Source organism: Collimonas sp. OK307, assembly GCF_900113705.1.
In the GTDB taxonomy this organism is placed as follows: Bacteria; Pseudomonadota; Gammaproteobacteria; order Burkholderiales; family Burkholderiaceae_D; genus Collimonas.
The window spans coordinates 49,805-65,799 of sequence record NZ_FOQI01000015.1 but is presented as its reverse complement, the minus strand read 5'-3'; the positions used below and the strand labels follow the sequence as shown (position 1 = coordinate 65,799).

Sequence of the window (15,995 nt, the reverse complement as noted above, 5' to 3'; positions counted from 1 at the left end):
TACAAAAACCTGGCGCAAATCAGCTATTTCCGAGTCCCGGGACTAGGACGCTGCGGCACTCTCAAGTTGAGGCTGTACTAGTCCGCCCGCGATAAAATACGCCGCCAGGGTCTGTTCCAGGCCTTGCTCTATGGCAGCTTCAACCTGCCATGCCAGCGCTGATTTAGTCACTTTGGCCGCTACCAGGTTGCACACGAACAAGCGGTAGATGTCTGCAAGTTTCAGCACATCCGGATTAGCCAGTAAAATCCAGCCATCGATACTGACACGTACTTTACGCCCCCACTGGCTTCTGGCCTGCATCTCGGTCTGTACGCAGCCGACCCAGCCGATCTCCAGCATTTGCTGCAGCAAGCTCTCTGACTCATCGAAACCCAACCGGGTTGCGCGGCGTATCTGCGATGCATCCACTGCGGCTGAATTGCCCTCGGTCCTGGCTTGATACAGCACGCCCAATACCGCCATCGCATCAACGAAAGCGCTGCCCGGGGTCGGCACATGCCACCAACGTTCATATTTCACTACCGGCAACGCCGCCACCAGCAAGGCGCCGACCAGCGTGATCATCCATAACATGTAGATCCACAACAAGAAAATCGGCAAGGCGGCCAAGGCGCCGTAGACCATGGTGTAGGTCGGAAACTTGATCACATAGGCGGCAAAGAAACGCTTGGCGATTTCAAACGCGATACCGGCCAGCAAGCCGCCCCACACCGCGTCGCGCCAGTCCACCCGTTGATTCGGCACCGCCACGTACAGCAGGGTAAAAGCACCGGTAGTCAACGCTATCGACACCAGCGTATAAAACCAGTTGCCGACCCAGCTCATCACCAGCCCATTGGTAACCGCCGAAATATTAGATGTGACGCTGATCGAAATACCGATCAGCAGCGGCCCTAGCGTGATAATCGCCCAATACACCAGCACCCTGTGGATCCATGGGCGTTGGGTCTTGACCCGCCAGATGCGGTTGAACACGTGGTCGACCGTCGACATCGTCAACACCGAAGTCACGATCAGCGCAATGCCGCCGACCGCCGATAATTTGGCCGATTTACTGGCAAACTGATTGAGAGAATTGAGAATCGTATCGGAGAACCCGCGCGGCATCAGGTTATGCACGAAATACTGCTCCAGCGAAGCGCGAAAAGTGCCGAACAACGGAAACACGGTAAAGATCGCCAGCGCGATGGTCAGCATCGGCACCAGTGCCAGAATCGAGGTAAAGGTCAGGCTACCGGCCACTTGCGGCAAGCGCTCCTCATCCAGGCGGCGCGCCGCGAACCGAAACAGATCGCGCAATTCCGACCAGGACAGGCCGCGTAATCCGGAAAATTTTATTGACTTCATGTTTTACCTAATCTTGCCCGCCCGCGTTGCTGCCGAGCTTCGCGATCCAACGCGCATTTGCAGCGTGAACCGACGCTAAAGCGCCCTATAATACCAAAATGAGCTCATCCAATATTAACGTTAATACACCAATTCTGGTTTTGTACTACTCCCGCCATGGTTCGACCCGCAAGCTGGCCGAACTGATCGGCCAGGGAATAGACGCCGTGGCCGGCTGCGAAGCACGTTTGCGCACCGTACCGGCCGTATCGACCGTGACCGAAGCCAGCGCCCCCGATATCCCGTCGGAAGGTGCGCCCTATGTCGAACTGGCGGATCTGCACGAATGCCAGGGCCTGGCGCTCGGATCGCCAACCCGCTTCGGCAACATGGCCTCCGCCATGAAGTATTTCTGGGACGGCACCAGCACCGACTGGCTGGCCGGCACCCTGGCCGGCAAGCCGGCTTGCGTGTTTACCTCCACCGGCAGTCTGCACGGCGGCCAGGAATCGACGCTGATATCGATGATGACGCCCCTATTGCACCATGGCATGCTGGTGATGGGCCTACCCTACACGCTGCCAGAATTAATGACAACCGCCAGTGGCGGCACGCCGTATGGCGCCAGCCACTGGTCCGGCATGAACGGCACGCATCCAATCTCTGCCGAGAGCCGCATACTAGCGATCGCCCAAGGACGGCGCCTGGCAGAAACCGCCTTGAAGTTAAATCCCAAGCGCGACACAGCGAGGGCATGATGACCACCAAACTAAAACCCGGCGTATCGACCCACCCCCTGCCACACGCAGCGCGCCAGCCACGCTTCTTCTATTTCGGCGCAGTCGGCAGCCTGCTAGCCCTGATAGCACTAGGCCTGGCCTGGGAACTGGCGCTGGCACCGTTACGGCCGGGTGGTTCCTGGATGGTATTGAAAGTAGTACCACTGCTATTTCCGCTACGTGGCGTATTGAAACGCGACGTCTACACCATGCAATGGGCCTCGATGCTGATCCTGATCTATTTCACCGAAGGCATAGTACGCGCCACCAGCGACAGCAATCTTTTGTCCAGCAGGCTTGGTTGGGTAGAAGTAGCCCTGAGCACCATTTTTTTCTTGTGCACGATTCTTTACCTGCGGCCTTACAAAAAAGCCGCCAAGGAAGTAGCAAAACAAGCGATCAAGAAGGCGTCGCAAGAGTAAAAAATTACCGGGTTGCAGTTGCGGTTGTTTTTGACGCGGCTTTTGACTTTGAAGTCCGCATGGGGACCTGACCGAAGGGAAGGCAGTGGCTTTGCGGTCGCCTTCTTTTGGTTACTTTTCTTGGCGAAGCAAGAAAAGTGACTAGCCGCCGGACTACCCCCGGCATGTACCCACGGAGTAGCAACCGTATTAGATAACGAGAATTCGCGTCGAACGCCCGCGTACGTACTCCGTGGTCCGCTAAAAGGGGTCAGAGTAATTTTCGCAAAGGGCGCGAAAAAAAACTCTGACCCCATTTAGCTTTTTTTGCTGAACCTGGACATGAAAAACACTGAATTTCTGGATGGTTGCCGTAGTGCTATTGGCGCTGCACACGTTCTCACGGATGAGGCCGACAAGGCTGCATATCTGACCGACCAGCGTCAGCGTTACACCGGCACCGCGCTGGCCGTGGTCAAACCCGCCGACACCGCCGAAGTAGCAGCCATCGTAAAACTCTGCGAAAAATTCCAGATCCCGATCGTCCCCCAAGGCGGCAACACCGGCCTGGTACTTGGCAGCGTCCCCGACCAAAGCGGCCAAGCAATCGTCCTATCGCTAAAACGCCTCAACAAGATCCGCGCCGTCGACCCACTCAACCACACCGTCACCGTCGAAGCCGGCTGCATCCTGCAACACATCCAGGAAGCCGCCGCCGCCGAACAGCGCCTGCTCCCCCTGTCACTGGCAGCCGAAGGCAGCTGCACCATAGGCGGCAACCTCTCCACCAACGCCGGCGGCACCGCCGTACTCCGCTACGGCAACACCCGCGAACTCTGCCTCGGACTGGAAGTAGTCACCGCCCAAGGCGAAATCCTGCACGGCCTGCGCGGACTACGCAAAGACAACACCGGTTACGACCTGCGCGACCTGTTCATCGGCGCCGAAGGCACGCTGGGCATCATCACTGCAGCCGTACTGAAAATATTTCCGCAGCCGAAAGTCCAACTCACCGCGCTAGCTGCAGTCCAGACCCCAGCCGACGCCCTGCGCCTGCTAAGCCTGGCGCAAGACCGCTGCGGCGCCACCCTGACCGGTTTTGAACTGATGTCCGACCTGTGCCTGCAACTGGTAGCCAGGCATTTCCCCCGATTGCCGTTTCCCTTCGCAGAGCACCACCCGCACTATGTACTCCTGGAATTATCCGACAGCGAACCCGCCCCCCATGCCAGTACGCTACTAGAAGCAGTTATCGGCGATGCGCTAGAACAAAATATTTGCCAGGATGCCGTACTCGCCACTTCTACCGCCCAGTCGCGCGCCCTGTGGCAACTGCGCGAAAGCATATCCGAGGCGCAAGCCAAGGAAGGCAAGAATATCAAACACGACATCTCGCTGCCGATTTCCCGCATAGCCGAATTCATCAGCGTCACCGACACCATGTTGCAAGAACATTTCCCCGGTTGCCGCAACGTCACTTTCGGCCATCTGGGAGACGGCAACCTGCATTACAACGTCTCGCCGCCCATTAACACTTCCGCAGAGAAATTCATAGAACGGCAAGCCGACATCAACCGCCTGGTGCACGACAGCGTCGACCGCATGAACGGCTCGATCTCGGCCGAACACGGGCTCGGCGCCCTCAAGCGCGACGAGATCCTGCGCTACAAATCCCCGGTGGAAATTGCGCTGATGAAAACCATCAAACAGGCGCTCGATCCATTGAACCTGATGAACCCAGGCAAGGTAATCTGATTCGCCAAACGATTTCCCGATCTGTCGATATTGCCGTATTACAATCTGTTACACCACCCTTGTATGCGCAGACCGCTAGCCAAGCGTTAATTAGCGGTGTAAGCCGAAAATTGCATAAGGTGGAACATGTCGACAATAAGAAACCCTGGTGTGCTATCGATCGCTTTGCTGCTGGGCGGCCTGGCAACGCTTAACGCCAATGCGCAAACTACCCAGCCGCCGCTGAGCGACTCGGAAAAAGCGCTGCATGTCCTGAACCGGCTGGCCTATGGCCCCCGTCCCGGCGACGTCGATGCAGTCAGACACATCGGCATCAAGCGCTACATCGAACAGCAATTGAATCCTGACAGCGTGCCAATGCCAGCCGACCTGACGGATAAACTGTCAACCTTGTCGACTTATCAACTGACATCGTCCCAGCTTTACCAGCAGTACGGCCCGCCATCCTTCCCTCCCAATACCGCCACTCCCGAAGAAAAGAACATGGCGCGCCAGCGCGCCAACAAGGAAATCACACCTCAGGTGCATTTTGCCCGCCTGTGGCAAGCCACCGAAAGCCCGCGTCAGTTACAAGAAGTGATGACCGAGTTCTGGTTCAACCATTTCAACGTCTTCGAAGGCAAGGAATGGGTGCGCTACTGGGACGGCGAATATGAAAAAGACGTATTGCGGCCCAATGCACTCGGCAATTTCCGCCAGCTGCTGGGCGCGGTTGCCCATCATCCGGCGATGTTGTACTACCTTGACAACTGGCTGAGCAGCGGCGTCAATACACCGGAAGCCAAAGGCCGCTTCAAAGGACTCAACGAAAATTACGGCCGTGAATTGCTAGAGCTGCACACCATGGGGGTCGACAGCGGCTACACCCAGGCCGACGTGATTTCCCTGGCGCGCATCCTGACCGGCTGGACCATCGATCAAAAAGGCATGACAGACGGCCAGCCGGGATTCGTCTTCAACCCGCGCCGCCATGATTTCGGCGATAAGGTATTCCTCGGCCAGACCATCAAAGGCAGCGGCTATCAGGAAGGCGAGCAGGCGCTGGATATCCTGGCGCGCCATCCCGCCACCGCGCACTTCGTTGCCGCCAAACTGGTCCGGTATTTTGTTTCCGACAAACCCGAACCGGTGCTGACCGAGAAACTGGCGCGCCGTTTCCTGAGCAGCGACGGCGACATCAAGGCGGTACTCCATACCTTGTTCGACAGCCCCGAATTCTGGGCCCGCAGTAATTACCAGACACAGTTCAAGACTCCGTACCAATATGTGGTGTCGTCGCTACGCGCAACCGCAACGCCGGTGCTTAACGTCAAACCGATTGACGGTGTGTTGAATCAGCTCGGCCAGCCGCTATATGGCTGGCTGACCCCGGAAGGCTATAAATTTTCCGAAGAAGCCTGGCTCAATCCGGATGCCCTGCTACGCCGGATCAATTTCGTCAACAGCCTGAGCAACGGCAAAACGCCGATAGCGCGCGGCGAAGTCCCGGCAGGCGTTGCGTCGAGCGCCGGCGCAGTTGGTGGCCCCGCCTTTGGCACCCCCATCGACCCACAGCAACTGATACAAACCTTGACTCCGACGCTGGCGCAGTACAGCCTCAGCACCATCAGTGCCGCACCCGCCAACCTGCAAGTCGGCCTGATACTCGGCAGTCCGGATTTCATGAAAAGATAGCCCATTGGAGCCCTGTTATGAACCGTCGTGATTTCATCCGCCATCTCGGCTTGTGCACCAGTGGCGCGATCCTGATTCCAGTCGGCTTGTCCGGTTGCGTGGTGGCGCCTGCCACCAAACCGCAAGCAAAAGCCAAGGCTCCCCCGATCGCAGCAGCCGTCGTCAGCGACAGCCCGTTATCGTATGGCAGCCCGTTGCAACGCGCCCATGCCGCAGGCGATGGCACGCCGCGCATGATCGTGGCGTTCCTGCGTGGTGCGGTGGATGGCTTGAACGTGGTGGTGCCGCACGGCGATCACAACTATTACAAGGCACGGCCAGGGATTGCAGTGTCGCGCCCCGGAACGCAAAACGGCGCGATCGACCTGACCGGTTATTTCGGCCTGCATCCGGCATTGCAAGCACTCCAGCCATATTGGGACGGCGGCCAGCTGGCATTCATTCACGCCTCCGGATCGCCCGACATGTCGCGTTCGCATTTCGAAGCGCAGGATTACATGGAAACCGGGACGCCGGGAGAACACAATACCCGCGATGGCTGGATGAATCGGATGCTTGGCGCGATGCCGGTATCGGCATCGCCGATGCAAGCTTTGACCCTGGGTGAATCGGTGCCGCGCATCCTGACCGGCAAGGCGGTAGTCGCCAACATGCCAACCGGTCGCGATGCCACCAGGCCAACCCTGATCGACCGCCCTGAAGTCAACCAGACTTATGCCGCGCTCTATGCGCAAGATGCGGTCCTTGGCAAAACCTATCGCGACGGCATTTCGGCACGCAAGGAATTGATGGCCGACGCCAGCAGCACCGAGCAAAAGGCAGCCAATAACGGTGCGCCGCTGCCAAATGGCTTATCGATCGACACTTCCCGCCTGGGCCGTTTGATGCGCAGCAACCCCGATATCCGGCTAGGTTTTATTGCCGTCGGCGGCTGGGATACCCATACCAACCAGGGCAACGGCAACGGCCAGCTGGCCAATCGCCTGCGACCGCTGGCCGACGGCTTGACTACCCTGGCGCGCGAACTCGGGCCGGCCTTTAACGATACGGTGATTGTGGTCATGTCGGAATTCGGCCGCACTTTCCGCGAAAACGGCAACGGCGGCACCGATCACGGCCACGGTAACGCCATGTGGCTGTTAGGCGGCAATGTCCGCGGCCGCAGCATCTACGGTCAATGGCCGGGCATCGACGACAAGTCACTCAATGAAGGCCGCGACCTGGCTGTCACCACCGACTTCCGCGCAGTGCTGGCGACGCTGGCGGAAAAACACATGCGGATCGGCGATCCGGCCATGCAAAAACTGTTTCCGCAATATGGCGCGGGCAATGCGCATGCATTGAATTTCCTGGTGTAAAACAGCCGGGAATTAGCGCACCAATGCCTTGATCTCCGCCAACTGCCGCCGTGAAATCGGCAGACGATGATCGATGTCGCGCAAGATGACTTGCCAGACTTCCTGAGGCTTATCGCCGTCGCTGTCGCTATCCGTGGCATGCATGACGCGCTCGACGCCGCTGATAGCGTTACGCGCCACCAATGCATTGCGATGCACTCGCACAAAGTGCGCAGCCAGCTCTTCTTCGATCGACACCAGCGAATCCTCGATCAGGTATTCCTTGCTCTTGGTACGTAGCGTGACGTATTTCAATTCCGCCTTCAGATACAGCACTTCCGCCATCGGCACCAGCGACATGCGGCCCCGTTCCTGCACTGCAAAATGCTGGCGCGGCAAGCCTGTAACGGCCGGCGGCGCAGCCATTGCGGCCGCTTGCGCATGCTGCCGCACGCGGCTGGCGCGCGTGATAGCTTGCGCCAGTCGCGTCGCGCGCACCGGTTTGACCAGGTAATCGAAAGCCTGCACATCGAATGCGCTCAAGGCGTAATCGTCATAGGCAGTCACGAAAATTATCAGCGGCGGCTCGCTGCTGCCGGCGTTGCGGATCAGCTGCTCGGCCAGTTGCAGGCCGCTCATGCCGGGCATTTGCACATCCAGCAAAATCAAATCCGGCGCGGTGGCCCGTATACCTTCCAGCGCGGTCTCCGCATGGCCGGCTTCGCCCACCAGGTAATGCGGGCAGTCGGCCACGATATCGGATAGCAGCGTGCTCAACCTGGCGCGCGCCGGCGCCTCATCATCGACGATAAATATGCGAGGGATCATGGAATTAGAAAGAGAGTATCCGCACTGTTGTATTTAGTTGATTTTTATTCACTGCTTTACTGCTTGACCAAGGCCGCTTTGACATACGGAAAACTGGCGCGCACTTCAAACTGGCCGAGCTTGGTGGTGGTAGTCAATTGCGCTTCGACATCGTACAGCAACGACAGCCGTTCGCGGATATTCTCCAGCGCCATCTGATTCCCTTCAGGCAGCGCGGCCACACCTTTGCCGCTGTACGGATTGTAAGGATTGGTGATGATGATTTCAATCCGCTCCAGCGAATGACTTAGCTGGATCCGGATCAAGGCCGGCTCGCTACTCGGTTCGACGCCATAGTGGACGGCGTTTTCTATCAAAGGCTGCAACAGCAAGGTCGGAATCTGCGCCCGGAAAATCACTTCATCGCTGATGCCTGCGCGCTCCCATTGCACCTTAAGGCGCTCGCCAAGACGTATTTTTTCTATCGACAGGTATTGCCGGCACAGGCGGATTTCCTTTTCCAACGTGGTCATGGCGCGGCCATCGCGCATCAAGACGCGGATCAGATCCGCCAAATCTTCCAGCGCCGCCTCGGCCCGGCGTGGCTCGGTCCGGATCAGCGACAGCACCGCATTCAGGCTGTTGAACAGAAAGTGCGGCCGGATCCGTGCCTGCAAGGCTTGCAACCTGGCTTCCACCAGGACCGGAGAAAAGGCTTTGGCGCGCAACTCGAAATAGTGTTGCAACGCGCCGCCGAACAACGCCGCCACAAATGCGGCAAGCGGAATGCCGCCGGTGGCGCTCAGATGAGAAAAGCCGCTGAGAAACCAGTCGAAGCCAGACAATAGCCTGATTACCGCAATCGTCACCAGTGCCGGCACGAACCAGCATGACACGCGTTGCATAAACAAAGAAAAACGGTCGGCAAGCCGATGCAAACCGCACAATATCGACAATGACAGGAAACAGGCAGGTTCGATCAGCATGGCCGACTCGACAAAGCTGTTGAGCGCCGCCATCACGCTATCGCTGTGCAGCAGCAGCGCCACCATGACGGCCAGATTAACCGCGATCAGCGCGCGAAACACCACGCCCAGGTTGCAGCCATCGGGAATCACAACGGTATTCGGCTGCTGCGCTTGCGCGGTGTCTGCGATCTGATCGTTGGGCATGAAGGAAAATTAGTTATCTGAACAGCAATTAATGGTTGTTTTAAGTTTTTTCCTGAGACCGGCAGATGCCTGCGACATGCATCTGCGCGCCGAGATTCAACCATAAAAGCAGGTTTTCAGGAGCGGTGATTTATAATCGCATAATTCATTGCTATCCCAGCGCACGATTCAATACCCGATTCAACACTTGGTTCAATACATAATTATGACAGCACAACTCTCCAAAAAAGGCGAAGCCTGGTCGGCTCGTTTCTCCGAACCGGTCTCTGATCTGGTCAAACGCTACACCGCCTCGGTATTTTTCGACAAGCGCCTGGCCGCAGTCGATATCCAAGGCTCGCTGGCCCACGCCGAGATGCTGGCATATCAAAAAATCATCAGCGCCGACGACTATGCGGCCATCCAGAAAGGCATGAGCCAGATCCAGGGCGAAATCGACGCCGGCAAGTTTGAATGGCTGCTGGATCTGGAAGACGTCCACCTGAACATCGAAAAACGCCTGACCGAACTGGTCGGCGATGCCGGCAAACGCCTGCATACCGGCCGTTCGCGCAACGACCAGGTCGCAACCGATATCCGCCTCTACCTGCGCGGCGCCATCGACGACATCAGCGGCTTGCTGCGCGAACTGCGCCTGGCCCTGCTGGATCTGGCGGAACAGCACGCCGACACCATCCTGCCCGGCTTTACCCACATGCAGGTAGCACAACCGATCACGTTCGGCCATCACATCCTGGCCTACGTGGAAATGTTCGGGCGCGACGCCGAACGCATGCAGGATTGCCGCAAGCGCGTCAACCGCCTGCCGCTGGGCGCCGCCGCACTGGCCGGCACCACGTTCCCGATCGATCGCCAACGCGTGGCGACCACCCTCGGCTTCGACGACGTCTGCCGCAATTCGCTGGATGCGGTCTCGGATCGCGATTTTGCGATTGAATTCTGCGCCGCCGCCGCGCTGGTGATGACCCACATCTCGCGCATGTCGGAAGAACTGGTGATCTGGATGAGCCCGCGCATCGGCTTCATCGACATCGCCGACCGCTTCTGCACCGGCTCCTCGATCATGCCGCAAAAGAAAAATCCCGACGTACCGGAACTGGCGCGCGGCAAGACCGGCCGCGTCAACGGCCATCTGATTGCCTTGCTGACCCTGATGAAAGGCCAGCCGCTGGCCTACAACAAGGATAACCAGGAAGACAAAGAACCGTTGTTCGACACCGTCGACACGTTGACTGACACGCTGCGCATCTTTGCCGACATGGCGCGCGGTATCAGCGTCAAGCCGGAAGCTATGCGCGCCGCCGCCCTGCAAGGCTACGCCACCGCCACCGACCTGGCCGACTACCTGGTCAAGAAAGGCCTGCCGTTCCGCGATGCCCACGAAGCCGTGGCACGCGCCGTGCGCAGCTGCGTCGACCAGGCTTGCGATCTGAGCGATCTGTCTCTGGATCAATTGCGCGCATTCTCGCCGTTGATCGAGGATGATATTTTCGAGGTGCTGACATTGGAAGGCTCGGTAGCGGCGCGCGACCATATCGGCGGCACCGCACCGCGCCAGGTACGCCTGGCAATCCAGCATCTGCGTGAGCAGCTGGGCTGATTTAGTCTTAGATCGAATCTTTAAAATGATGGGAAGCGCAATGCTTCCCATCATGCCAATTTGGCATAAGGTCCCCGGCAAAAATTCTCAACGCCGAGTATAATTGGCCAAAAACACGCAATATCTCTCCATTACCGACCAAAAGTCGTCACCCCTCCGCGTAAAACATCCGCTTTACCTGGCTCGTGAGTAATATGTGTGCCAGGAATTTCTGACCGAAAATCCCTTATACTTTGTTCACTTTTGGTGCGTCCACCCAGCACGCGCCGAAATAAAAACGCTAGCTGCTAGCTGATCTCTTACTTCATAATGCTTTTCGGCCGTAGCTGACCTTGTCCGCTGCTGCCTGGAGACATGTGGTAAGTCATCGCTCAAAAAAACGGTACCTGGAGGATTTATAAATGCGAGTCAAAACATTCCTGAAAACACTCCCTTTGCTGATGCTTGCCGCCGGCCTGGGCAGTTCCGCACATGCCGCCGACGTCAAGCTCGGCCTGGCCGCAGCACTGACCGGCCCAGCCGCCAAATACGGCGTCGCCATCAAGAACGGCTTTTCACTGGCTGCAGATGAAGTCAACGCTGCCGGCGGCGTTAGCGGTAACAAGCTGCAACTGATCATCGAAGATGAGCAAGGCAAAAAAGAAGAAGCCATCAACGTCTTCAAGAAACTGATCTTCAAGGACAAGGTTTTGCTGGTATTCGGCCCTACCCTGTCCAACTCGGCATTCGCTGCCGACCCGATCGCCAATGCCGCTAAAGTGGTAGCATTCGGCACCAGCAATACCGCTGACGGTATCACCGCCATGGGCCCGTTCACCTTCCGCAACTCCGTCATGGAAGCCGACGTTCTGCCGGTCACCACACGCGCTGCGGTCAAGCACTTCGGCATCAAGAAAGTCGCCATCATCTACGGTAACGACGACGCTTTCACCAAGAGCGGTTACGACGTTTTCAAGGGAACCCTGGCCGATCAGAAAATCCCGGTCACCACCACTGAAGCGTATGCCAAGGGCGACGTCGATTTCAAGGCGCAGCTGACCAAGATCAAGGCTTCGAATCCAGACGCCATCGTTTGCTCCTGCCTGACTGAAGAAGCGGCCAACATCATCCTGCAAACCCGTGCGCTGGGCATGAAGCAGCCGTTCATCGGCGGCAACGGCCTGAACTCGCCGAAGCTGTTTGATATCGCCAAGGGCGCCGGCGACGACACCATCATGGGCAGCCCATGGTCGTCCGAAAACCAGACGCCTGCCAACAAGGCATTCATGGCTGCTTATAAAGCCAAGTTCGGCAGTGATCCTGATCAGTTTGCTGCGCAAGCTTATGACGCTTTGCATGTTGTTGCCGCTGCTTTGAAGAACGTCAAGCTGAGTGGTGCGATTGATAAGGATCGGATTGCTTTGCAGCAGGCTTTACGGGCAGTGACGATTGATGGCGCGACAGGCAAATTCGCATTCCGCAAGGCGCCGGCAGTGGCCGGCAAGGAAGTCGGCTACGACGCGCAGCAGGAAGCGATTGTGAATATTGCCAAGGGCGGCAAGTTCATTTTGCTGAAGTAACGGAGTCTCTAGTCAATTGGGGACAGAGTTTAAGAGTCGCCGCAGCGCGACGAATTACTCTGTCCCCTATTGACGGCGTCCGGAGAAAGAATGCCTTCGTCGCACTAACAAAGTACTGCACAGGCCGCAAAGAACTGTACTCCGTAGTCCGTTAACTGGGGTCAGAGCCGCACGGGGAGTGTAATTTACGACGATAAAGCTATCGTAAAAAAACTCTGACCCCACTTAACTATCTTTGCGGCTGATTTTTAGAAAAAAACCTCCATGCTTGAACAACAACTCATCAACGCCCTTTCGCTGGGCAGCGTCTATGCGCTGTTTGCCTTGGGTTTCACGCTGGTCTTCGGCGTGCTGGGCGTGATCAATTTATCGCACGGCGCCATTTTCATGCTTGGCAGTTACGCGGCGTTGCTGCTGGTGGAACACCTGGCGCTGCCACTCTGGCTGGCGATGCTGGCGGCGATGCTGGTGTCCGGCCTGATCGGCTTGCTGGTCGACTATCTGGTGCTGAAGCCGCTGCGTGCTCGCAACGCCCCCCATCTGGCGCCAATGATCGCCACCATCGGCGTCGCCACCATCCTCACCAGCCTGGCGCAAGGTATGTTTGGCGCTGAAAACAAACGCTTCCCGGTCGGCACCATTCCGGAAGAAAGCTATAACTGGGGCCATCTGCATGTCACCGCGGTGCAAATCGGCATCGTCCTGATTTCCTTCATCCTGATGCTGGTGCTGCTAGCGGTCATGCGCCGCACCCAGCTCGGCCGTGCCTTGCGCGCGATAGCCGAATCGCCGAAAGCAGCATACCTGCTCGGCATCAATGTCGAAGGCCTGTTCTACCTGACCTCGTTCGCTGCCGCCGCCCTGGGCGGAGCCGCTGGCGTGCTGGTCGGCCTGTCGTTCAACGCGATTACGCCATTCATGGGCCAGCCGATGCTGCACAAAGGCATCGCCGTCATCATCCTGGGCGGCATGGGCGACATTCGCGGCGCCATGATTGCCGGCCTGTTCCTCGGTTTCGCCGAGGTGCTGACGGTAGCCTATATTTCCAGCGATTTCCGCGACGCCGTGGGGTTCGGATTGCTGTTTCTGATTTTACTGGTCAAGCCTTCCGGCATGTTCGGCAAAGTACTGGAAAGGAAGGCCTGACATGACCGAATTGCTTACAACTGTCGGCGCTGCCGGCTTCCTGGATTGGTGGGACGGCTTCTGGTCGACCTACAATACCGTCATTTTCAGCCTCGGCGTCAACGCCATGCTGGCACTTTCGATTTACGTTACGTTGTCATGCGGTCTGCTGTCCTTGGCCAATGCGGCCTTCATGGGTATCGGCGCTTATGCCGCCTCGCTGATCAGCATGCAGACCGGCCTGCCGTTTCCGGTAGCGCTGGCAATCGGCGGCGCATTGCCGGCGCTGGTGGCGCTGATCATCGGCATTCCGACCTTGCGCCTGTCCGGCGTCTATCTGGCGATGGCGACCCTTGGCTTCGGCGAGGTGGTCAGAGTGGTTGTGCTCAACATGGATATCACCGGCGGCCCGCTCGGTTTGAACGGCATCCCGTTGAAAACAGAATGGTGGCACATCGTGTTGCTGCTGGCGCTTACGCTGTACATCCTGGCGCGCATCCGCCGCTCGAAAATCGGCCGCGCCTTCGAAGCCATCAAGGAAGATGAAGTTGCGGCGCGCCTGATGGGCATCAATGTCGCCGGCTACAAGCTGCTGGCGTTTGTCATCGGCGCTGCCATTGCCGGCGTGGCCGGCGGCCTCAACGCCCACTACACTTTCACCATCGGCCCCGGCAACTACGCTTTCGAAAACGCCGTCGAGATTCTGACCATGGCCGTGTTCGGCGGCACCAGCACCCTGATCGGCCCGACCATCGGCGGTATGGTGCTGACGCTGCTGCCGGAAGCGCTGCGCGATTTCAACAGTTACCGGTCGGTCGTCAACGGCTTGATCCTGGTGCTGGTGATCCTGTATCTGCCGAAGGGCATCTGGGACCCGCGTCGGATCCAAGGTTGGACCCGTGCGTTTTTCCAGCGCAAGGCACAGGCTGGAGGAAGTAAATAATGCTGCAACTCAAAAACATCAGCAAGAACTTTGGCGGCCTGCAGGTTTTGCAGGACGTCAATTTTAATGTCCCGCAGGGTGGCATCTTTGGCTTGATAGGCCCTAACGGCGCCGGCAAGACCACCGTCTTCAACCTGATCACCGGTTTGCTGCGCGCTTCCGGCGGCGCGATCGAATTCGACGGCCAGGACATCGGCAAGGTCGCACCGCACAAGATCACCGAGCGCGGTATCGCCCGCACGTTCCAGAACATCCGCGTGTTCAAGGAAATGACCTTGCTGGAAAACGTCGTGGTCGGCATGCACGATCATATGCACTACGGCTTCGGCAGCGTGTTGCTCAATCTTGGCGGCTTCAGAAAGATAGAAGCTCAAGCGCGCGAGCGGGCGTTGGAATTATTGTCCTGGGTACGTTTGGATCATAAGGCGCAAATGCTGGCCGACAGCCTCTCCTATGGCGAACAGCGCAAGCTCGAATTCGCCCGGGCGCTGGCGACCAAGCCGAAGCTGTTGCTGCTGGACGAGCCGGTGGCAGGCATGAATCCCGCCGAAAAAACCGAGCTGATGACGGAAATCCTGAACATCAAGCAACGCGGTTTCAGCATCTTCATGATCGAGCACGATATGCGCTTCGTGATGGGCCTGTGCGACCGCATCGCGGTGCTCAACTTCGGCCGCATCATCGCCGAAGGCACTCCCGATCAGATCAAGAATAACCAGGAAGTGATTGAAGCCTACCTGGGCAAGGAAGACGCAGAATGAAGGCCGAAGCGAACATGAACAAGACACCGATTCTGCAAGTGCAGGACCTGGCGGTTTCATATGGCCATATCGAAGCGGTCAAAGGTATAGACCTGACGCTTAATGAAGGCGAAATCACTGCGCTGGTGGGCGCTAACGGCGCCGGCAAAAGCACCGCCCTGCTCGCCATCTCCGGCCTGTTGAAACCGATCCGCGGACAAGTGCTGTTCGACCAGCGAGACCTGACCAAACTATCGCCGCACAAGATCGTCCAGAGCGGCGTGGTACAGGTAGCCGAGGGCCGCGCCACGCTCACCACCCTGAGCATCGCCGAAAACCTGGCACTGGGCGCATACACCCGCAAGGACAAGGCGCAGATAGCCCAGGATCTGGAGTGGGTGTATTCCCTGTTCCCGGTACTTCAGCGGCGCAAGGATGGCCTGGCCGGCAACCTGTCGGGCGGCGAGCAGCAGATGCTGGCCATCGGCCGCGCATTGATGGCCAAACCGCGCGTACTGTTGCTGGATGAACCGTCGATGGGATTGGCGCCGTTGCTGGTGCAAGAGATTTTCCGCATCGTCCAGGAAATCAACCGCACCGGCCTGACGATTTTGCTGGTCGAACAAAATGTCCGGCAAGCGCTACGCATCGCCCAGCGCGGCTACGTGCTGGAAACCGGCAAGATCGTGCTGGCTGAAAGCGGCAGTAACTTGCTGAACAACCCTAAGGTGCTGGAAGCGTATCTGGGCGGTTGACCTGCTCGGTTATGCCAGC

Annotated in this window: 14 protein-coding genes; 11 read left to right on the top strand and 3 right to left on the bottom strand. The window is 58.0% G+C overall.

Annotated elements, in window-relative coordinates; all coding sequences use genetic code 11:
* Window positions 1-42 precede the first annotated feature (42 nt).
* Complete coding sequence (locus tag BM205_RS18300; RefSeq protein WP_092416292.1) at window positions 43-1,350, bottom strand: YihY family inner membrane protein; 1,308 nt, start codon at window positions 1,348-1,350, stop codon at window positions 43-45.
* A gap of 98 nt (window positions 1,351-1,448) precedes the next feature.
* Between BM205_RS18300 and wrbA the strand changes: the two genes are divergently transcribed.
* The 5 genes from wrbA to BM205_RS18275 all read left to right on the top strand — a co-directional run bounded on the left by wrbA (window position 1,449) and on the right by BM205_RS18275 (window position 7,296).
* Entirely contained in the window at window positions 1,449-2,087 is a 639-nt protein-coding gene (gene wrbA, locus BM205_RS18295) for an NAD(P)H:quinone oxidoreductase (protein ID WP_092416291.1), read from the top strand.
* On the top strand, window positions 2,084-2,530 hold the full coding sequence (locus BM205_RS18290; protein ID WP_254783946.1) for a DUF2069 domain-containing protein: 447 nt from the start codon (window positions 2,084-2,086) through the stop codon (window positions 2,528-2,530). The genes wrbA and BM205_RS18290 overlap by 4 nt, the downstream gene beginning before the upstream one ends.
* Before the next feature lie 321 nt (window positions 2,531-2,851).
* Window positions 2,852-4,264, top strand: coding sequence for an FAD-binding oxidoreductase (locus BM205_RS18285; RefSeq protein WP_092416290.1), 1,413 nt, complete (start codon window positions 2,852-2,854; stop codon window positions 4,262-4,264).
* 126 nt (window positions 4,265-4,390) lie between these two features.
* On the top strand, window positions 4,391-5,938 hold the full coding sequence (locus BM205_RS18280) for a DUF1800 domain-containing protein (RefSeq protein ID WP_092416289.1): 1,548 nt from the start codon (window positions 4,391-4,393) through the stop codon (window positions 5,936-5,938).
* 17 nt (window positions 5,939-5,955) lie between these two features.
* Window positions 5,956-7,296, top strand: a complete 1,341-nt coding sequence (locus tag BM205_RS18275) for a DUF1501 domain-containing protein (protein WP_092416288.1) — start codon at window positions 5,956-5,958, stop codon at window positions 7,294-7,296.
* A 12-nt stretch (window positions 7,297-7,308) separates the two neighbouring features.
* Here the strand turns inward: BM205_RS18275 and BM205_RS18270 are convergent, their stop codons facing one another.
* Complete coding sequence (locus BM205_RS18270; RefSeq protein WP_092416287.1) at window positions 7,309-8,103, bottom strand: LytR/AlgR family response regulator transcription factor; 795 nt, start codon at window positions 8,101-8,103, stop codon at window positions 7,309-7,311.
* Between the two features lie 56 nt (window positions 8,104-8,159).
* Window positions 8,160-9,254 carry a sensor histidine kinase gene (locus BM205_RS18265; protein ID WP_092416286.1) on the bottom strand — a complete coding sequence of 365 codons (1,095 nt, stop codon included), beginning with the start codon at window positions 9,252-9,254 and terminating at the stop codon, window positions 8,160-8,162.
* A 205-nt stretch (window positions 9,255-9,459) separates the two neighbouring features.
* On the opposite strand from BM205_RS18265, the gene argH reads away from it, so the two are divergent.
* The 6 genes from argH to BM205_RS18235 all read left to right on the top strand — a co-directional run bounded on the left by argH (window position 9,460) and on the right by BM205_RS18235 (window position 15,976).
* Window positions 9,460-10,854, top strand: coding sequence for an argininosuccinate lyase (gene argH / locus BM205_RS18260; protein ID WP_092416285.1), 1,395 nt, complete (start codon window positions 9,460-9,462; stop codon window positions 10,852-10,854).
* A gap of 401 nt (window positions 10,855-11,255) precedes the next feature.
* Window positions 11,256-12,413, top strand: a complete 1,158-nt coding sequence (locus tag BM205_RS18255) for an ABC transporter substrate-binding protein (protein WP_092416284.1) — start codon at window positions 11,256-11,258, stop codon at window positions 12,411-12,413.
* A gap of 264 nt (window positions 12,414-12,677) precedes the next feature.
* A complete protein-coding gene (locus BM205_RS18250) occupies window positions 12,678-13,559 on the top strand; it encodes a branched-chain amino acid ABC transporter permease (RefSeq protein WP_092416283.1) in 882 nt (293 codons plus the stop codon).
* A 1-nt stretch (window position 13,560) separates the two neighbouring features.
* A complete protein-coding gene (locus tag BM205_RS18245; RefSeq protein ID WP_092416282.1) occupies window positions 13,561-14,481 on the top strand; it encodes a branched-chain amino acid ABC transporter permease in 921 nt (306 codons plus the stop codon).
* Window positions 14,481-15,242, top strand: coding sequence for an ABC transporter ATP-binding protein (locus tag BM205_RS18240; RefSeq protein ID WP_217646063.1), 762 nt, complete (start codon window positions 14,481-14,483; stop codon window positions 15,240-15,242). The genes BM205_RS18245 and BM205_RS18240 overlap by 1 nt, the downstream gene beginning before the upstream one ends.
* Complete coding sequence (locus BM205_RS18235) at window positions 15,239-15,976, top strand: ABC transporter ATP-binding protein (protein ID WP_092416280.1); 738 nt, start codon at window positions 15,239-15,241, stop codon at window positions 15,974-15,976. The genes BM205_RS18240 and BM205_RS18235 overlap by 4 nt, the downstream gene beginning before the upstream one ends.
* The last annotated feature ends 19 nt before the right edge of the window (window positions 15,977-15,995 follow it).